General features: G+C 64.4%; 13 protein-coding genes and 2 pseudogenes. 4 read left to right on the forward strand and 11 right to left on the reverse strand.

Features of this window, described 5'->3' with window-relative positions; all coding sequences use genetic code 11:
* Window positions 1–47: 47 nt before the first annotated feature.
* Both H3V53_RS20660 and H3V53_RS20665 read right to left on the reverse strand, forming a co-directional pair.
* On the reverse strand, window positions 48–1661 hold the full coding sequence (locus tag H3V53_RS20660) for a hybrid sensor histidine kinase/response regulator (RefSeq protein WP_336599548.1): 1614 nt from the start codon (window positions 1659–1661) through the stop codon (window positions 48–50).
* A 306-nt stretch (window positions 1662–1967) separates the two neighbouring features.
* Entirely contained in the window at window positions 1968–2570 is a 603-nt protein-coding gene (locus H3V53_RS20665; RefSeq protein ID WP_336599549.1) for a lipocalin family protein, read from the reverse strand.
* Between the two features lie 205 nt (window positions 2571–2775).
* Between H3V53_RS20665 and H3V53_RS20670 the strand changes: the two genes are divergently transcribed.
* Window positions 2776–3771 carry an aldo/keto reductase gene (locus tag H3V53_RS20670; RefSeq protein ID WP_336599550.1) on the forward strand — a complete coding sequence of 332 codons (996 nt, stop codon included), beginning with the start codon at window positions 2776–2778 and terminating at the stop codon, window positions 3769–3771.
* 15 nt (window positions 3772–3786) lie between these two features.
* Here the strand turns inward: H3V53_RS20670 and H3V53_RS20675 are convergent, their stop codons facing one another.
* The 9 genes and pseudogenes from H3V53_RS20675 to H3V53_RS20715 form a co-directional block, all read right to left on the reverse strand.
* Window positions 3787–4350, reverse strand: a complete 564-nt coding sequence (locus H3V53_RS20675) for a YbhB/YbcL family Raf kinase inhibitor-like protein (protein WP_082426615.1) — start codon at window positions 4348–4350, stop codon at window positions 3787–3789.
* Between the two features lie 105 nt (window positions 4351–4455).
* The gene (locus tag H3V53_RS20680; protein WP_336599551.1) at window positions 4456–5253 is read right to left on the reverse strand and encodes an ROK family protein; all 798 of its coding nucleotides are present in this window, start codon (window positions 5251–5253) and stop codon (window positions 4456–4458) included.
* A gap of 13 nt (window positions 5254–5266) precedes the next feature.
* Window positions 5267–6887 (reverse strand): annotated as a pseudogene (gene zwf / locus H3V53_RS20685) (glucose-6-phosphate dehydrogenase).
* 103 nt (window positions 6888–6990) lie between these two features.
* A complete protein-coding gene (locus H3V53_RS20690) occupies window positions 6991–9726 on the reverse strand; it encodes an MGH1-like glycoside hydrolase domain-containing protein (RefSeq protein WP_336599552.1) in 2736 nt (911 codons plus the stop codon).
* Between the two features lie 64 nt (window positions 9727–9790).
* Window positions 9791–10006: a hypothetical protein gene (locus H3V53_RS20695; RefSeq protein WP_336599553.1), complete on the reverse strand. Its 216-nt coding sequence runs from the start codon at window positions 10004–10006 to the stop codon at window positions 9791–9793.
* A gap of 50 nt (window positions 10007–10056) precedes the next feature.
* On the reverse strand, window positions 10057–12066 hold the full coding sequence (locus tag H3V53_RS20700; protein WP_336599554.1) for an amylo-alpha-1,6-glucosidase: 2010 nt from the start codon (window positions 12064–12066) through the stop codon (window positions 10057–10059).
* Window positions 12067–12144: 78 nt separating this feature from the next.
* Window positions 12145–13557 carry an ATP-binding protein gene (locus H3V53_RS20705; protein ID WP_336599555.1) on the reverse strand — a complete coding sequence of 471 codons (1413 nt, stop codon included), beginning with the start codon at window positions 13555–13557 and terminating at the stop codon, window positions 12145–12147.
* Entirely contained in the window at window positions 13554–14267 is a 714-nt protein-coding gene (locus tag H3V53_RS20710; protein WP_054919215.1) for a response regulator, read from the reverse strand. The genes H3V53_RS20705 and H3V53_RS20710 overlap by 4 nt, the downstream gene beginning before the upstream one ends.
* Window positions 14268–14361: 94 nt before the next feature.
* Window positions 14362–14655: an EF-hand domain-containing protein gene (locus H3V53_RS20715; protein ID WP_336599556.1), complete on the reverse strand. Its 294-nt coding sequence runs from the start codon at window positions 14653–14655 to the stop codon at window positions 14362–14364.
* Window positions 14656–14986: 331 nt separating this feature from the next.
* Here H3V53_RS20715 and H3V53_RS20720 point away from each other — a divergent pair, with 331 nt between their 5' ends.
* From H3V53_RS20720 to H3V53_RS20730, 3 genes and pseudogenes are all read left to right on the forward strand, one after another.
* The gene (locus H3V53_RS20720; protein ID WP_336599557.1) at window positions 14987–15340 is read left to right on the forward strand and encodes a hypothetical protein; all 354 of its coding nucleotides are present in this window, start codon (window positions 14987–14989) and stop codon (window positions 15338–15340) included.
* 98 nt (window positions 15341–15438) lie between these two features.
* Window positions 15439–15912, forward strand: coding sequence for a ferritin-like domain-containing protein (locus tag H3V53_RS20725; RefSeq protein WP_336599558.1), 474 nt, complete (start codon window positions 15439–15441; stop codon window positions 15910–15912).
* Window positions 15913–16246: 334 nt separating this feature from the next.
* Window positions 16247–17124, forward strand: a pseudogene (locus H3V53_RS20730) (efflux RND transporter permease subunit); the annotation flags it as partial.
* Window positions 17125–17332: the final 208 nt, after the last annotated feature.

Raw genomic sequence — 17332 nt, forward strand, 5'->3', positions numbered from 1 at the left:
GGCTCGCGCGTTCCGAGCGCTTCGCCCGAAACCGGAAACTCCGAACGCTAGCCGACACCCGTCGGCCCATTCAACACGATGCGCACCTTACGCGCCAGCTCCGCCCGCCGATACGGCTTGTGAATGATGTCGAACTCGCTGCCGCTTGCGTCGGTCCGTTCGAGCGAGGCATCGGCATAGCCCGTCGTCAGCAGCACCCTGATCTTCGGATGAAGCCGTCTCGCCTCGCGCGCGAGCATCACGCCGTTCATGTTGCCCGGCATGATGAGATCGGTGAACAGCAGATCGACGCGCGTACCGTTCTGCAGAATGTCCATCGCTTCTTTCGTGTTCAGCACGACGTGCGTGCGATAGCCGGTCTGCTCGAGCATCGCCTGCGCGACTTCCGCCACTTCGACGCGGTCGTCGACGATCAGGATCATTTCGTTGCCTGCCTTTTCGATGGCCTTCGGCGCGGACGGCCGGCGCTGCGCGTGACCTTCGACGGCGGGGAAATACAGGCGCAGCGTCGTCCCCACACCCGGCTCCGAGTACAGGTTCACCGCACCGCCCGACTGCCTGGCAAAGCCATAGACCATCGACAGCCCCAGACCCGTGCCCTTGCCCTCGTCCTTCGTGGTGAAGAACGGGTCCATCACCCGGTCCACGATCTCGGGCGGTATGCCGCAGCCGTTGTCCGAAATGGCGATCGTCACGTAGCGGCCGGGCCGCAGATCGGCGAAGCCGATCATCTCCTGCTGGTCCAGATCGACGGTTTCCGTGCGCACGGTCACCATGCCGTCGCGCTGGGCAGAGAGCGCGTCGCGCGCATTGAGCAACACGTTGAGCAGCGCCACTTCCAGCTGGGTCGAATCGACGCGGCAGTTGCCCAGCCCCTCCTCGTATTCGGTTCTGAGCGAGATGTTCTCGCCGAGCGTACGCCGCGCGAGTTCGACCATGCTGTCCGCGAGCGTGTTCAGATTGACGGTGCGCCCGACCAGCTTCTGCTTGCGCGCAAACGCGAGCAACTGCTGCGTGAGCGTCGTCGCCTTGGCCACCGCGCCGCGAATCCGATCGAGGCTCTGCGCCATCGCCGGGCCTTGCACGCTGCTGCCCGCAGCGCCGTCGATGCCCATCTGCAGCACGTCCACGTAGCCCGCCATCACCTGCAGCAGGTTGTTGAAGTCGTGCGCGATACCGCCCGTCAGCTGTCCGAGCGCTTCCATCTTCTGCGCCTGATGCAGCGCGTCCTCCGCATCGCGCCGGCGGCTCACGTCGAGCTGCGAGCCGAAGAAGTACACGAGTTTGCCCTGCTCGTCGAACACGGGTGAAATGAACAGCGCGTTCCAGAACGTCGAGCCGTCCTTGCGATAGTTGAGGATCTCCGTCGCGAGTTCGCGCCGGTCGGCGACAGCGGCGCGCACTTCATCGATGGTTGCGCGGTCCGTTTCCGGCCCCTGCAAAAAGCGGCAGTTGCTGCCGATGATCTCGGGCAATTCATAACCCGTCATGCGCAAAAACGCGTAGTTCGCAAAGATCACCGGGTTGTCGGGCTGATGCGGATCGGTGACGATCATGGGCATGCGCGTGGTCGATACCGCTGCGAAGTAGATGTCGTCGCGATGATCGGTGATGCGGTGCGCGCCGCTTCGAATGGTCGTGAGAGTTCGGTTGGTATCCATGACATATGACGCAGTTCTGGTGCGACAGGCCACGGTTCCTTCACTCGATTCTTTACGTGGGCAGGTCACACTCGCGTTGAGAAAGCCGCAGATGTCTGCGCGGACCCTGCGGGCAGCCATGCGGACAACGATGCGAAATCCGTGCCGACGGAAAAAGCGGCGTGACTTGCGGCACGAATTGCGCCAAATGATTCGGGGAAAAGGCAAGAGTTACCGCGCAAACGGCGGTCGCGACGTCGCGAGATGGAATGCACGGCGTCGCGCCTTCGCAAAAGGAAAGGCCGATAGAAAAATTTTCAACCGCATTCAGTGCCGTGTACGGCGCAGCATCGACAGGTCGTAACCCAGTGCATGCACGCGCTGCAGCAACGCGCGCTGCAACTCGACGGCGGGCTGCGCTTCGCGTGTGAGTATCCAGAGGTAGGTGCCGCCCGGTTCGCCGACGATCGACCAGCCGTAGTCGTCGGCATGATCGAGCACCCAGTAATCGCCAACGTAGAACGGCCCGAAAAACGACACCTTCAGTTTCGCGTTGTTCGAGCCGGGCACCACGCGCGCCTTGCCGCGCGCGATGCGCCGCACGCCGCCCTCTCCGCCTTCGCGGCCCGTGTTGATTACGCTGATCGAGCCGTCTTCGCGCTTTGCATAGTCGGCCGTGACGAAATCGCGGCCGCGCTCGAAGTGATTGTCGTAGCGCGCGAACTCAAACCAGTGCCCCGTATAGCGATCCAGATCGACGCTCTTGAGCGGCTCGGGCACGCGCGCGTTGCCCTTTTTTCTCCTGACGGCAATCACGCAGGCCACGGCCGCGCCCATCGCAATGGCCGTCACACCCGCAGCGACCGCCCATGCGCGCGAACGCCCAAGGCGGATCACCGCGGCCTCGCTGTCGTCTCGTTCTGCGCTCATCGAAGATGAACCCCCAGTCGAATTTCCGTCTGGCGACAAAACCGTTTAGATCTTGCCCGTTCTGAAAGTTTATTTCGATCGGCGCGCGCTGTCAGCGCAATGAATGCTTTGCGGCAGCCCCGCCACGCGAATGGACGAGAGCCGCTATGCTCTGTCTCTTGTCGGCCACTCAACCCTTCATTGTCCTGTTATCGCGGAGTCGATCATGCAATACCGCAAATTCGGCAACACCGGTCTTACTGTCTCGCGTTTGTGTCTCGGTACGATGACGTTCGGCTTGCAAACCGAGGAAGACGTCTCGCACGCCATTCTCGACAAGGCGACGGACGCCGGTGTGAATTTCATCGATACAGCCGACGTCTATCCGCTTGGCGGCGGCGAGAATCTCGCGGGCCGCACCGAAGAAATCATCGGGCGCTGGCTCAAAGGCAAGCGCGAGCGTTTCATTCTCGCGACCAAGGCGGTCGGCAAGGTCGGTCCGCATCCGTGGAATCAGGGCGCGTCGCGCAAGCATCTGCTCGACGCCATCGACGATTCGCTGCGCCGCCTGAACACCGATTACGTCGACCTGTACCAGCTGCATTCCGACGACCGCGACACGCCGCTCGACGAAACGCTCGAAGCACTCGATGCCATCGTGCGCTCGGGCAAGGCGCGCTATATCGGCGTGTCGAACTATCTCGCGTACCGGCTCGCACGCATGCTGGGCCGCGCGGACGTGTTGCGCGTCGCGCGCTTCGTGTCCGTGCAGCCGCGCTACAACCTGCTGTTCCGCCAGATCGAGCGCGGACTGCTGCCCCTCGCCGACGAAGAGGGCCTGGCCGTGATTCCGTACAACCCGCTCGCAGGCGGCCTGCTGACGGGCAAGCACCGGCACGACACGAAGCCTTCGGAAGGACGCTTCACGGCAACCGTCGGCCAGGCGGGCGCGATGTACTCGGATCGCTATTGGCACGAGCGCGAGTTCAAGACCATCGAGACGCTGCGCGACATCAACGCAAAAACGGGCGAGCCGCTGACGAAAACGGCGATCGCGTGGGTGCTGGCGAATCCCACCATTACGTCGGCGATTATTGGCGCGAGCCGCGTCGATCAGTTGAACGACTCGCTTGCCGCCGTCGACCTCGCACTCGACCCGGAACTGAAGAAGCAGCTCGACGATGCCACCGTCGAGTACCGCTGGGGCGACGCGCCGCGCTGATCGCGCCTCGCTGCGCTAGCGCCCGTAGCGCAGCACGGTGCTGCTCGCAGCCAGCGCATGACCGTTGATAGCCGCGAGAAACGCGTCGTGATTGAGCCCGGCCGGCAGCGCGTCGGGCGCGAGATCGAGCGCATAGACCTGCAGCACGAAGTGATGCGGCACGTCGCCGATGGGCGGGCACGGGCCGTAATAGCCCGGCTGCCCCGTGCGGTTGATACCGCTTGTGCTGCCCGGGGGCGCCGATGCGCCGTGCGCCATCGCGTTGATCGACGCAGGTATCCCGTACAGCACCCAGTGAATCACGCCGATGCCTTTGGCGCCGTCGGGATCGAACAGCGTCACGGCGAAGCTGCGCGTGCCCGAGGGCGCGTTGCGCCATTGCACGGCAGGCGACAGGTTGTCGCCGCCGCAATGGTTCGCGCTGGCTGCGTGGCTCGAATCGATCGTGCCGCCGTCGGGCGTGCCGGGCGAGCTTACCTCGAAGGCGTCGGCAGCGTAGGCCTGCGGCGCGCCGATGGATGCCGCCGCCGCAAACAGCAAAACGGATATTAGGCGGGCGAATGCAAGCGTTGTTTTCATCGAGCGGCTCCGTCGAACGAGGCGCGGTCCTGCGTGCGTGACCGCCGTGCAGGAAACGAACGGCCATGCCCGTTTATTCCACGCGCGCCGTGAGCCGCGTTCGCCTCAGCCGAACACGCCTGACTTCTGGTTCGCTTCCGGCAATTGCCGCGTCTCGCGCACCGATTTCGGATGCCAGAGCCTCGCGCCGCCTTCGATGCCCGCCGCGTTCGATACGATGGCGGCATTCGACGGCAATTCGAACGTCAGGCGCTCCGCATTACCGCCGCCGATCCACAGCTTGTCGTAGTTGACGAGCGAAGCGAGGATGCCGATCACTTTCTCGACGCGGCGATTCCAGCGCTTGTTGCCCGCCTTCTCGCGCGCCGCATTACCGATGTACTCGTCATAGGTGCGGCCCTTGCTCACGGGATGATGCGCAAGCTCGAGATGCGGCATCAGCTCGCCGTCACGAAAGAGCGCCGTGCCCGCGCCCGTGCCGAGCGTCAGCACGAACTCGATGCCCTCCCCTTCGATCGCCGCGAAGCCTTGCATTTCGGCGTCGTTGATCATGCGCACGGGCAAGCCCCCCACGCGCGACGCCAGCGCTTGCGCGAGCGCGAAGCCGCGCCAGCCGGCGTCCCCGATGTTCGGCGCCGTCAGCACACGGTTCTCACGCACCACGCCCGGAAAGCCGATCGACATCAGCGACGGATGATGTGCGTCGACGAGCGGCTTCACGAGTGCGGCAAGCGTATCGACGAGTTGCTCCGGCGTGCACGGATGCGGCGTCGCCACGCGTACACGCTCGCTTTGCATCGCGCCGTCCGCGTCGATCACGGCCGCCTTCAGTCCGGTGCCGCCGATATCGATCGCCAGTATCCGTTCCGCGCCGGTGGCGGCTTCGTATTTGCCTTTAACCAAGACGTGTCCCCTTTCATTCATGATGGCTGTTGTCGTCGTTCGATAGCGGGCGCCACGCGCGGCCGTCGCGCGCGAGCAGTTCGTCGGCTTCCTTCGGACCGCTGCTGCCCGCCGGGTAGCCGTGCACCGGCAGCGCGCCGCCTTCGGGATGCAGCACGCGATCCACGGCGCACCAGCTCGATTCGATACTGTCGGCGCGCTGGAACAGCGTCTCGTCGCCGAGCATGCAGTCATACAGCAGCGTTTCGTAACCGACGTTCGCGCGCTCCGTGAAGAAGTCGTTGTAGTTGAACGCGGAGCGCACCTTGCCGATCTGCATCGTCGGTCCGGGCACCTTGACGTTGAAGTCGAAACGCGTGCCCTGCGAAGGGTCGATGCGCAGCGTGAAGACGTTCGGCGTCAACGCCTCGACGGGCGTGTCGCGGAACATCAGGAACGGCACGCGCTTCAGTTGCACGGCGATTTCGGTGCGCTTCGTGCTCATGCGCTTGCCCGTGCGCAAATAGAACGGCACGCCGGCCCAGCGCCAGTTGTCGATGAACACGCGCGCGGCGGCATAGGTCTCCGTCGTGCTGTCGCGCGCAACGTCGCGCTCCTCGCGATAACCGACGCCCGCATCGCCCCTTTCGTATTGACCGAACACGACGTCTTCGGGTGTCAGCGGCACCAGCGCATCGAACAATTCGGCCTTCTTGTCGCGCACGGCTTCGGCATCGAACGATGTGGGCGGTTCGAGCGCGACCATCGCGAGCAGCTGGAACAGATGATTCGGCACCATGTCGCGGAAAGCACCCGTCAGCTCGTAAAACTTGCCGCGCCCCTCGACGCCCAGCGTCTCCGCCGCCGTGATCTGCACGCTGTCGATGTACTCGCGCCGCCAGATGGGCTCGAACATCGCGTTCGCGAAGCGCACGGCAAGAATGCTCTGCACAGTGTCCTTGCCGAGAAAGTGATCGATGCGGTACACCTGCGATTCCTGCGCAAAACGCAGGATGTGCGCGTTCAGATCGCGCGCGGAAGCGAGGTCGGTGCCGAACGGCTTCTCGATCACGAGCCGCCTGAAGCCGCGCTTGCCTTCCCCGTTTTCTGCGTCGTCTTCTTTGAGCAAACCATGCTTGCCGAGACGTTCGACGATCGGCCTGAAGAAGCGCGCGCCCACGGCGAGATAGAAGATCGCGTTGGCGTGCGGCGTCGTGTCGATGCGTTGCCTGAGCGCTTCGTACACGTCGTCGGAATCGAACTCGCCTGCCATGTACTCCATGCGCGAAGACAGCCACTGCCAGGCCTTTTCATCGACCGTGCCGGTGTACGCTTCGCTCGCCTTGTCGGCGGCGAACTGCTGCAGCGACTGGCCGAGATCGGCGAGCCATGCCTTGGTCTCGCGTTCGCCATGATTGACGCCGATGATCTGCATGCCGTCGTCGAGCAGTCCGTCGACGGTGAGGTTGTAAAGCGAAGGCGTCAGCAGCCGTTTGGTGAGGTCGCCCCCCCGCGCCGAAGATGACGAGCGTGCAAGGCGGCGCGGGCTGCTTGCCGGCAGGCCCGGCGGCAGCGGCATGCGGCCCCGCGCCGATCTTGCAGCTGGCGGGCTGGGCGGCGGGAGAAGCGTCGGTCGTTTTCGCGTCGTTGGACATGGCAGGCGTTCCGTCAATGAGCCACGAAGGGCGGTATCCGAAAGACCCGGCTCGATGCCGCGCGGTTCAATCGAACGGATGCATCGGCTGCGGGCGAAGCGATCTACTTCACGGGGGCGGCATCGCGCTCGCGCTCGGGCATCTCACCCGTCGCGGGCAGCACGCCCGAGCTTGCGGCCTCGCGCGGCTGCAGCAGCAACGCGACCAGGCCCGTCCATCCCGTCTGATGCGAGGCGCCAATGCCGCGTCCGTTATCGCCGTGAAAGTATTCGTGAAAGAGCACGAGATCCTGCGAGCGCGGGTCCGCCTGCAGCAGCGGATACGCGGCCATCACGGGGCGCTCGTTGTTCGCGTCCTTCAGGAACAGCGTCGTCGCGCGCCGCGCGAGCGCATCGGCGATTTCGGCCAGCGACAGCTGCTTGCCCGAGCCCGTCGGATACTCGACGCGGAAATCGTCGCCATAGTAGCGATGGAACTCGTACAGCGATTCGATCAGCAGATAGTTGACGGGCATCCACACAGGCCCGCGCCAGTTCGAATTGCCGCCGAACACGCGCGTGTCCGATTCGGCGGGCAGATACTTCACGCAAAAGCTCTGGCCGTTGTGCCGGTAAACGTACGGCTGATCGCGATGCACGCGCGACAGCGCGCGCACGCCGTGATCGGACAGGAACTCGGCCTGGTCGAGCGCGCGCCGCAACAGCGCTTTCATCCGATGCCCACGCAGCAGCGACAGCAGCAGGCTGTTGCCGCGCCCCGGCTCGTTCCAGCGCGACACCAGCCGCGCGAGGTCGGGCTTGTTGCGCAGGAACCAGACCAGCCGGTCGCGCAAGCCCGGCAGCGAGCCGTGCAGACGCTCTTCAAGCACATGCACGGCGAGCAGCGGAATCAGCCCGACGATGGAGCGCACACGCATCGGTATGCTGCTGCCGTCGGGCAGGCGCAGCTTGTCGTAGAAGAATTCGTCTTCGCTGTCCCACAGCCCTGTGTCGCAGTTGTCTTCGCAACTGACGGCCTGCGCGATGTACAGAAAGTGCTCGAAGAACTTCACGCCGATATCGACGAACACGTGATTCGCAAACGCGAGTTCGAGCGCGATGCGCATCAGGTCCAGCGCATAGGCCGCCATCCACGCGGTGCCGTCGGCCTGATCGATATGACCGCCCGTCGGCAGCGGCGACGAGCGGTCGAAAATGCCGACGTTGTCGAGCCCGAGAAATCCACCCTGGAAAATATTCCGGCCGTCCGCGTCCTTGCGGTTCACCCACCACGCGAAGTTCAGCAGCAGCTTGTGGAAGACGAGTTCGAGAAAATCGCGGTCGCCCTTTCCCGTCAGCGCGCGATCGATCTCATAGACACGCCACGCGGCCCATGCATGCACGGGCGGGTTTGCATCGCTGAACGCCCATTCGTAGGCGGGAATCTGCCCGTTCGGATGCATGTATCGGTCTTTCACGAGCAACAGCAGCTGACGTTTTGCGAACTCGGGATCGATCAGTGCGAACGCGGCGGCATGAAACGCGAGATCCCACGACGCGTACCACGGATACTCCCATTTGTCGGGCATCGACACGATGTCGGCATTGCACAGATGCCGCCAATCGCGATTGCGTCCCTGCTTGCGCGACGCGGGCGGCTCGGGCTGAGCGGGGTCGCCGTCCATCCAGCGCTGCACGTCGAACTGGTAGAACTGCTTCGACCACAGCATGCCCGCGAGCGCCTGGCGCTGCACGAGCCGCTCGTCCGCGCCTTCGATGTCGTGCTGCAACGCCACATAGAACGCGTCGGCATCGGCGATGCGCTGCGCGAACAGATCGGCGGCGTCGAGCGGCGTTTCATCGCAGGAAAACTCGGGCCGCCAGCGCAGATACACGACAGCCGTGCCGTGCGGAGGCAGATTGAGCGGCAGATGCACAGCCGCCTTCGTGCCTGCGTCGCGGCGTATGGCGTTCGCGTCGCCGTGCACGAGGTAATCGTTGAAACCGTCCTTGAAGGGGCCGTCGCCTTCCATGCCGAAATGACGCCGGACGTTCGTGTCGTTCTCGCAGAAGATCCATTCGAGCACGGTCGTATCGGGCGACCACGCCGTGACGACGATCGGCTCATGGCCCGGGTGCGTGCCCAGCAGCCGCGTCACGCCGTGCACCGTTTCCTTCTTCAGAAGCGGGCGCTCGGCGGCGCCGTTCCACGACCATTTATTGCGCGCCCAGAATTGCGGCAGCAGATCGATGCAAGCGGATTCGTCGGCGCGATTTTCGACGGTGACGCGCATCACGATGTCTTCGGGCGTGTTCTTCGCATACTCGACGGTTACGTCGAAATAACGCAGATCGTCGAACACGCCCGTGTCGAGCACTTCGTATTCGGGCAAGTCCGTGCCGCGCCGGCCGTTCTCTTCGACGAGATCCTGATACGGAAACGCGGCGTGCGGATACTTGTAGAGCATACGCATATAGGAATGCGTCGGCGTGCCGTCCAGGTAAAAGTACAGCTCCTTGACGTCTTCGCCGTGGTTGCCTTCCTGATTCGTCAGGCCGAACAGGCGCTCCTTCAGAATGGGATCGGCCCGGTTCCACATCGCAATCGACACGCACCAGTCCAGCGTCTCGTCGCCGAATCCGCCGATGCCGTCTTCGCCCCAGCGGTATGCGCGGCTGCGCGCGTGATCGTGCGGCAAGTAGTCCCATGCCGTGCCGTTGGGGCTGTAATCCTCACGCACCGTGCCCCACTGACGCTCGCTCAGATAGGGACCCCAGCGCTGCCATCGCGCGCACTCGCTGGAGTGCAGGCGCATCCCTTCGGCGGTGGCAAGCAGATTCGCAGCGCGCAGCGCGGGCATGGCAGCGTCCTCGTCTGTCGGATGACGGTCGGACTGACATCCTAGCGCGGTTGGAGGGTTCGCGTCAGGGAGAGGGCTTGCAGGACTTGCGGCCGCTGGCGGGCCGCGTGCACCATCGGACGCGTAAAAGAAACAGGACGAACGCTGCCAGATCGATGACGGCGAGCGCGGGCAATGGGTTTTGCCATTTGTCCATGTTGACGGTTCGGGCGTAATACGGCGGTCCGCTTCCGTAAGCTTCGAGAAGATTGATGGTGTTGAAGGCAGCGGCGATGAGCATCACGGCGATGCACACGGCGATCAGCGGGGCACAAGGTGTGCGATTCAGGCTCATCGCGTGTATTGAATCTCATCGAGCAGCACCCCGATCCGTAGCCGCTCCCCGAGGGACCACGCCTGAAACGGCGTGCCGCCCGGCGCATGCGGCGCGTCGCCGTCGGCGACCTCTGAAATGTGATCGAGGCCCGCACGGTCCAGATGCGCGTCGAGCGGTGCGAGAAAGCGCGCGCGGGCGGCTGCGCGCGTTGCCGCGTCGGGCCGCTGCGCGCGCAGCCATGCTTCGACGAACGGCCCGAGCAGCCACGGCCACACGGTGCCCTGATGGTAGGCGCCGTCGCGTTCGGGCGGCGCGCCCGCATAAAGGCCGCGATACGCGGGATCTTGCGGCGACAGCGTGCGCAAGCCGAGCGGCGTCAGCAGATGCGTTTCCACCTGCGCGATCACGGCGCGCGCCGCCTCCCCCTCGACAAGCGCGAACGGCAGCCCGCCCGCGGCGAAAATCTGATTGGGCCGGATCGAGCGATCCGCCGTGCCGCGCACATGATCGACGTCGACGTTATCGAAGAGCGCACCCGATTGCGGATCGACGAAGCGCTGCGCAAACGACTCCATCACGCGCGCGGCGCTCGCCTGCCAGCGCGAATTCCACTGTGCTGCAATGCGCAATGCGTTGAACCACAGCGCCTGCACTTCGACCGGCTTGCCGATGCGCGGCGTCACCACCCAGTCGCCGACCTTCGCGTCCATCCACGTGAGCTGCACGCCGGGTACGCCCGCGCGCAGCAGGCCGTCGTCGTCCGCGCGGATGCCGTAGCGCGTGCCCTGCGTGTAGCCGGACAGGATCGTATCGACGGCATCCTGCAGACGCTCCCGCGTGCCGCTCGACGCGTGCCCCGTCGACAAATAATCGTTCACGGCGACCGCGAACCAGAGCGACGCATCGACCGAGTTGTATTCGGGCTCGTCGCCGTAATCCGGAAAGCGGTTCGGACACATGCCCTGCGAAATCGTGCCCGCCCATGCGAGCAAAATGGATTCGGCTTCCGCATGACGGCCCGCGGCGATCAGCAGGCCGCGCATCGCGATGAACGTATCGCGGCCCCAGTCGGTGAACCACGGAAAGCCCGCGACGATCGTACGGCCGGCCGATCGCGACACGACATACGCATCGGCGGATCGCTCCAGGCGCGAAGCGAAAGCCGCGCGACGGCCGGCCTCTGCCTGCGCGAGCGCGTCGGCGTGATCGAGTGGACGGCGCGTATCGGGCGGCGTATCGGGCGGCGCATCGGGCGGCGCATCGGGCGGCGCATCCGGCGGCGTACGGGCGGCGCTCAATATCATGACGGCGGTACCGGCGAGCAGATCGAACGTGAAGAGACCGGGCGTCGCGAGATCTTCGGTGAAATCGAGGCCGCGCTCGCGTTCGCGCGCATAGCAGAAGTTGCGATACCAGTCGGGCGCGTGCGCGTATGCGCCGTTCGTCGCCGCGCATATGGCGGGCAGATCGTGATACGGCTGCCACCGCACGCACGCGCCTTCGACCGACGCCGAGAAATCGAAGGCGCCGTTCTCGTGATGCAGCGCGTGATAGTCGCGGCCCGACAGCAGCGGACGCACATGCAGCGTGATCGCGCTCGTACCGCGCGCGTCGCTTGGGTTCTCGTGTTCGATGCGCCAGCGCAGCACGGTTTCGCAGCTGTCTTTGGCGACGAACAGCTCCGCGATCACGCACGCCTGTTCATCGATCCTGAAGCGCCATGTCGGCCACGGCGCCGTATCGAAGCTGACGAGAAACGCGGCGATGTCGGGATACACGATATCGGGCGCATAGCGCTGCATCGTCAGCGGATAGCGGATGCCGTTCGCGTCGACCCATGCTTCGATTCCGTTGACGAGCACCACACGGCCCGCGGGCGCGCGCGTCGCCGTCAGCAGCAGCGCGTGATAACGCCGCGTGCGCAACGTGCCGACGGTGCCCGACGCAAACCCGCCGTAGCCGTCGGCCTCGAGCCATTCGTCTTCGAAGCGTGCGAGATCGAAAGGAGGTTCGACACGTGTCATCGCGGTTACCGCCCTGCGTCGGCGGACGAGATCAAGACAGCCGACAGATTAGCGGCTCGCGCGCGAAAAGTCTTCGTGTCAATGGACGGATGGCGCAGCCGTGGCTTCGCCCGCAGCCGGCGCCGCGTCAGCGCGCGCGAGCGCATCGTGTTGGATGGGCAGCACAGCCCACACTTCGAGCCCGCCGCCTTCGCGCGGATGAAATTCCAGCGTGCCACCGTGCAGCCGCGCGATGCGCTCGACGATCGCGAGCCCCAGCCCCGTGCCGCCCGTCTTGCCGTGCGCATTCTTGCCGCGCTGAAACGGCGCCTTGAGCCGTTCGAGTTCCTCCGCGCTCAGCCCTTTGCCGCGATCGGCGACGGCCACGACGATCGCGCGCGGCTCGGCCCAGGTCCTGACGGCGAGCCCCGTCTGACCATACACGACGGCGTTCTGCATCAGGTTCATCACGAGACGCATCATCGTGATGGGCCGGAATGCATGTTCGGGCAACTCGCCCAGCTGCAACTCGAACTCGTGCCCGAGCCCCGCGAAGTCCGCGGCCAACTGGCTGATCAGCGCGTTCAGATCGCCCGCTTGCGGCGTTTCGCGCTCGCCGCTGCCCGCGTAGTCCATGAACTGCTGGAGGATCGTGTCGATCTGGTCGAGATACGATTCCGCCGCGCTCACGAAGGCCTCGTCGCCCCCTGTGCCCGTGGCCATCGCCATCGCGAGGCGCAGCTTCGTCAGCGGCGTGCGGATGTCGTGCGAAATGCCCGCGAGCATCAGCGCGCGCGTTGCTTCTGCCTGCTGCAAGGCCTGCGTCATCTGGTTGAAGGCACTGCTCACTTGCGCGATTTCCGTCGGGCCGTCGACGGGCAGCGGCGGCGGCATCTCGCCCGCGCTCACGCGCCGCGCGGACTGCGCGAGTTCGCGCAACGGACGGTTCAGCCACGCCTGCAATGCAAAGCCCGTCAACGCGGCCAGCATCGCGAGCCCGATCGACAGCAGCACGGCCGTCAGCAAGCCCCCGCCCTGCGCTTCTTCGGGCACCTGCAGGCCGACCCAATACGGCGTGCTCGCGACGTGCATGCGTATCCACATGCGCGGATGCGGCGCGCCCTGCCAGCGGACTTCCGTGCCGGCGGGCAGATAGCCGCGCAGTGTCTCGAGAAACGTCGCGAGCTGATACGTGCGATAAAACGCGAGCAGGCGCACGCGCGGTTCGCTCACTGCTTCGGCGGGCGGATCGCTGCGCGCGTCGAGGCGTGCGACAAGCGTGTCGCGCGCGGCCTCGGGCGATGCCGCGAGCGCACTGTCCAGCGTCTTGATGTACGTGCCGAACACGGCGGCTGCGCGCTCGATGCGCGGCTTCTGCACGTAATGCACCAGCACGCTCAGCGCGCAAATCTGGCTGAACGCGACCAGCACGATCAGCAGCGCAATGTTGCGCGCCAGCACGCTGCGCGGCAGCAGCCAGCGCAACCCGCTCCGGGCGCCGCGCGCGTTCATGCGTCGACATCGGCGACCAGCATGTAGCCGACGCCCCACACGGTCTTGATGAAGCGCGGCTTCGACGGATCGCTTTCGATCGCCTGCCGCAGCCGCAAGATCTGCACGTCGATGCTGCGATCGAGCGCATCGTGATCGCGCCCGCGCGCTCGCGCGATCAGGTTGTCGCGGCTCACCGCGCGGTTCGGCGACGCGGCGAGCGCCGTGAGCAGCAGCATCTGCGCGGAATGCAGTTCGAGGGGATCGTCGTGCCGATACAGACACTGCTTGCCGACATCGAGCCGGAAATCGCCGAAACGCAGCGTCTGCGTGGTGACGGTCGGATCGTTCGACGCGATCTTCTGGCGACGCAGTAGCGCGTTGATCCGCGCCACCAGTTCGCGCGGCAGGAACGGCTTGGCGAGGTAGTCGTCGGCGCCCGTTTCGAGGCCGATCACGCGATCGAGCGGATCGCCCTTGGCCGTGAGCATCAGAATGGGCAGCGTGTGTCCTTCTGCCCGCAGTTTTGCGCAGATCTGCAGGCCGTCTTCTTCGCCGATCATCAGATCGAGCACCAGCAGGTCATACGGCTCGCGCTGCAAATAACGTTCGAGACGCTTGCTGTTCTCGACGGCGCGGACTTCGAACCCATGTCCGCTCAGAAAGCGCTGCAGCATGTTGCGCAATTCCGCTTCGTCGTCGAGCACGATGATGCGGGCGGGTCGGTCCATGAATAGACTCCTTCGTCCTTCGTCGCTGATGTCGGAGGCTGCAATGCAACAGCCTGCGTTGCAACAGTGTAGCGTCATGCCGACCCGTCTTACGTCAGTGCGATCCCGCGCGCTGCGCCACGAACTGCTCGATCTGCGCGAGCGTCACATAGCCCTGCTTCTGCGTATCGATCTCATTGAAATACTGCGCGATACGCGGCATGCCCGCCTGCGCCTGAGCGAGCGTCAGCTTGCCGTCGTGCGTCGTGTTCGCGGCCGCGAAGCGCTCCTGCAACTGCTGCTCCATGCGCTGCATGCGTGGCGACCCAGCCATCGGTTGCGGCGCCGTCTGGGCCATCGCGGCCGTCGATGCAATGCACAAAGCCAGCATAGCGATCAGCTTCTTCATTTCCCATCTCCATCGTTTCGATTCAACTTCTTCGCTACGTCGTGTTGCGATTCGTCGTTGGCGAAGCGAATTCTGGTTGCGCGGACCGTCGATGGCAATTTCAAAGTTATGTCGATTCATGTCGTCGGCTCTCGCGTCACGAACTCTCATCGCGATTCGCCGCGTTTCGCCGTGTTTCGCCGCGTTTCGTTCATTGCGCAGCGAGCGCTTCAAACATGAGCGTGCTTTTTCCGACATTGAATGAAACAAGTAATCGCTGCCATCACGCGAATGCGTTGCGTATCGTTTGGCACGTCGACGGCAACGTCATGTCCCGCTCAAGGAGTTTCATGTGAACATTCGCTCTGCTTACACGTCCGCCATCGCCGCAATGGGCCTCGCCTGCTCGACGAGCGCTTTCGCAGGCACCGTCTTCGTCCATGCCGCCTATGTGCCCGCCGTGTGGTACGCGCCCGCCCGCACGCTGAACTATGTGCCGCCGCAACCGCCATACGTCGTGCCCATCGCGCCCATGGGGGCCGTCGTGCCCTATGTCGCCGTCCTGCCGCCGCCCGCGCCCGCGAAACCCTTGCCTTACGCGACCGTCGCCGTGCCCATCGTCGCGGCGCCTGCTTATCCCGTCGTGCCGGCACGCGGCATCGTTTATGCGCAGCCCGTGGGCGTGCCCGTCGTCGTCACGCGTTGACGCCGGCGTTCTCGCGATTCACTTGATCTTTGAGTAGGTGCAGCCAACAATGAAACTCTTTGTCGCACCGATTTTCGACGACTGCCGCGGAGGGCCACATGTCAGAGATCGACAAGGGCAAGGTCATTGCCGTGCTGAACCAGATACTCGAATCGGAACTGGCGGGCGTGGTTCGTTATACACATTACTCGTTTCTCGTGTTCGGCTTCGGGCGCATTCCCATCGTGTCGTGGCTGCGCCAGCAAGCCGACGAATCGTTGCAGCACGCGCATCTCGCGGGCGAATGGATCACGACGCTCGGCGAGTACCCGTCGCTTGGCATCGGGCCGCTGCTCGATTCCCATACGACGGACATCGCGTCCATCCTGCACGAGTCGCTCGTGGCCGAAGAAGTCGCGCTCGGCCTGTATCGCGATCTGCTCGCGCTCGTGAAGGACCGCTCCGTCGCACTCGAAGAGTATGCGCGGCAGATGATCGCCGTCGAAGAACTGCATGCGGGCGAAGTCGACAAGATGTTGCGCAAGCCGGGCACGGTAGCGGTATCGGGCGAGCGCGGAGCGGGCATCCACTAGCTTTCATGCGCTTGCAGCGGTGCACGGCGGGCACATGTCACAGGCAGGTAAACGCAGGGTCCGACCGCGATTGTGCGCGTGCCCTTGCATGATTGTTAAATCGCCCCTCGCAGCGACGTTCGATCGCTTCCTACTTCATCCTCAATCTGAAGCATGCCGCATATGTCAACACATGACATATGCGGCGCGCCTGTCCCATTTGACGTTTACCGACCGTTCGCCGCTTCTATTCCCCTAAAAGCTCTGGCTGCATGATCGCGTTCGCAACGACGCATGCTACGCTATGCGCGGCATTGGGCTGTTGAATTCTGCATCCGCTATTTCGTTCGGAGTCCGCGGCAATTACGTGAATTACTTTTCGCTTGCCGGCCGCTCGTACAAGGTGATTCCGCAGGTGCTGCAAACGGATCGCCTGAACCCGTCGCAGTGCTCGACTATTATTTGCGCACGCCGGACGGCAGTGTGATTCCGGCGTCGACGGTCATGCATCTGAAGCAGAACGTCGTGCCCGAATCGATCAATCACTTCCAGCAACTGAACTCGGCGACGATTTCCGGCGTGGTCGCGCCCGGCATCTCGCAGGGCGAAGTGCTCGACTTCCTGCGCAAGGCGACCGCGGATGCCGCGCCCACCGGCTACACGGCGGACTACTCGGGGCTGTCGCGGCAGTTCTTGCAGGAGTCGGGCGGCTTCGTGGTGACGCTGATGTTCGCGACGATCATCGTGTTTTTCGCGCTCGCTGCGCAGTTCGAGAGCTTCCGTGATCCTGTGGTGATTCTCGTGTCGATGCCGATGGCGTTGATTGGTGCGCTGATCTTTATCAATCTGGGGCTGTCGACGTTGAACATCTACACGCAGGTTGGACTTGTCACGCTGATGGGGCTCGTCAGCAAGCACGGCATTCTGATCGTACAGTTCGCCAACGAGTTGCAGCGCGCGGGACATGGCAAGCGCGAAGCACTCGAGGAAGCGGCCGCCGTGCGCTTGCGGCCAACTCGGATGACGACGGCAGCGATGGTGCTGGGCGTTTTGCCGCTGGTGATCGCTTCGGGTGCGGGCGCTGCTGGGCGCAACGCGATGGGGCTCGTGATTTTTTCCGGGCTATCGATTGGGACGCTGTTCACGCTTTTTGTCGTGCCCGCGATGTATATGTTTTTGGCGGCGGATCATCGGAAGGGGGTGCATGCCCTTGGCGCGGCCATTCGCGCTTAGCGTTGGCGTTTGCGCCTTCTCGGCGCGGGCGTTGCCGGTGTGTGTTTGCCCTTTGCGCGGGCATCCGCGATGGTGCTTTCGCGGCGCGGGCGTTGCCAGTGTGTGCTTGCCTTTGCGCGGGCATCCGCGATAGCGCCTCGCGGCGCAGGCGTTACCCCTGTGCGGGGCGGCACTTACTTTCTTTGCCGCCGCAAAGAAAGTAAGCAAA

It is taken from the genome of Paraburkholderia bengalensis, assembly GCF_037126505.1.
In the GTDB taxonomy this organism is placed as follows: Bacteria; Pseudomonadota; Gammaproteobacteria; order Burkholderiales; family Burkholderiaceae; genus Paraburkholderia; species Paraburkholderia bengalensis.

Excerpts from the sequence above, each read along its gene's own strand:
- H3V53_RS20690 (WP_336599552.1), bottom strand. The coding sequence starts at position 9,726 with ATGCCCGCGCTGCGCGCTGCGAATCTGCTTGCCACCGCCGAAGGGATG.
- H3V53_RS20665 (WP_336599549.1), bottom strand. The coding sequence starts at position 2,570 with ATGAGCGCAGAACGAGACGACAGCGAGGCCGCGGTGATCCGCCTTGGG.
- H3V53_RS20670 (WP_336599550.1), top strand. The coding sequence starts at position 2,776 with ATGCAATACCGCAAATTCGGCAACACCGGTCTTACTGTCTCGCGTTTG.
- H3V53_RS20710 (WP_054919215.1), bottom strand. The coding sequence starts at position 14,267 with ATGGACCGACCCGCCCGCATCATCGTGCTCGACGACGAAGCGGAATTG.
- H3V53_RS20695 (WP_336599553.1), bottom strand. The coding sequence starts at position 10,006 with ATGCTCATCGCCGCTGCCTTCAACACCATCAATCTTCTCGAAGCTTAC.
- H3V53_RS20705 (WP_336599555.1), bottom strand. The coding sequence starts at position 13,557 with ATGAACGCGCGCGGCGCCCGGAGCGGGTTGCGCTGGCTGCTGCCGCGC.
- H3V53_RS20700 (WP_336599554.1), bottom strand. The coding sequence starts at position 12,066 with ATGACACGTGTCGAACCTCCTTTCGATCTCGCACGCTTCGAAGACGAA.
- H3V53_RS20715 (WP_336599556.1), bottom strand. The coding sequence starts at position 14,655 with ATGAAGAAGCTGATCGCTATGCTGGCTTTGTGCATTGCATCGACGGCC.
- H3V53_RS20675 (WP_082426615.1), bottom strand. The coding sequence starts at position 4,350 with ATGAAAACAACGCTTGCATTCGCCCGCCTAATATCCGTTTTGCTGTTT.
- H3V53_RS20660 (WP_336599548.1), bottom strand. The coding sequence starts at position 1,661 with ATGGATACCAACCGAACTCTCACGACCATTCGAAGCGGCGCGCACCGC.
- H3V53_RS20725 (WP_336599558.1), top strand. The coding sequence starts at position 15,439 with ATGTCAGAGATCGACAAGGGCAAGGTCATTGCCGTGCTGAACCAGATA.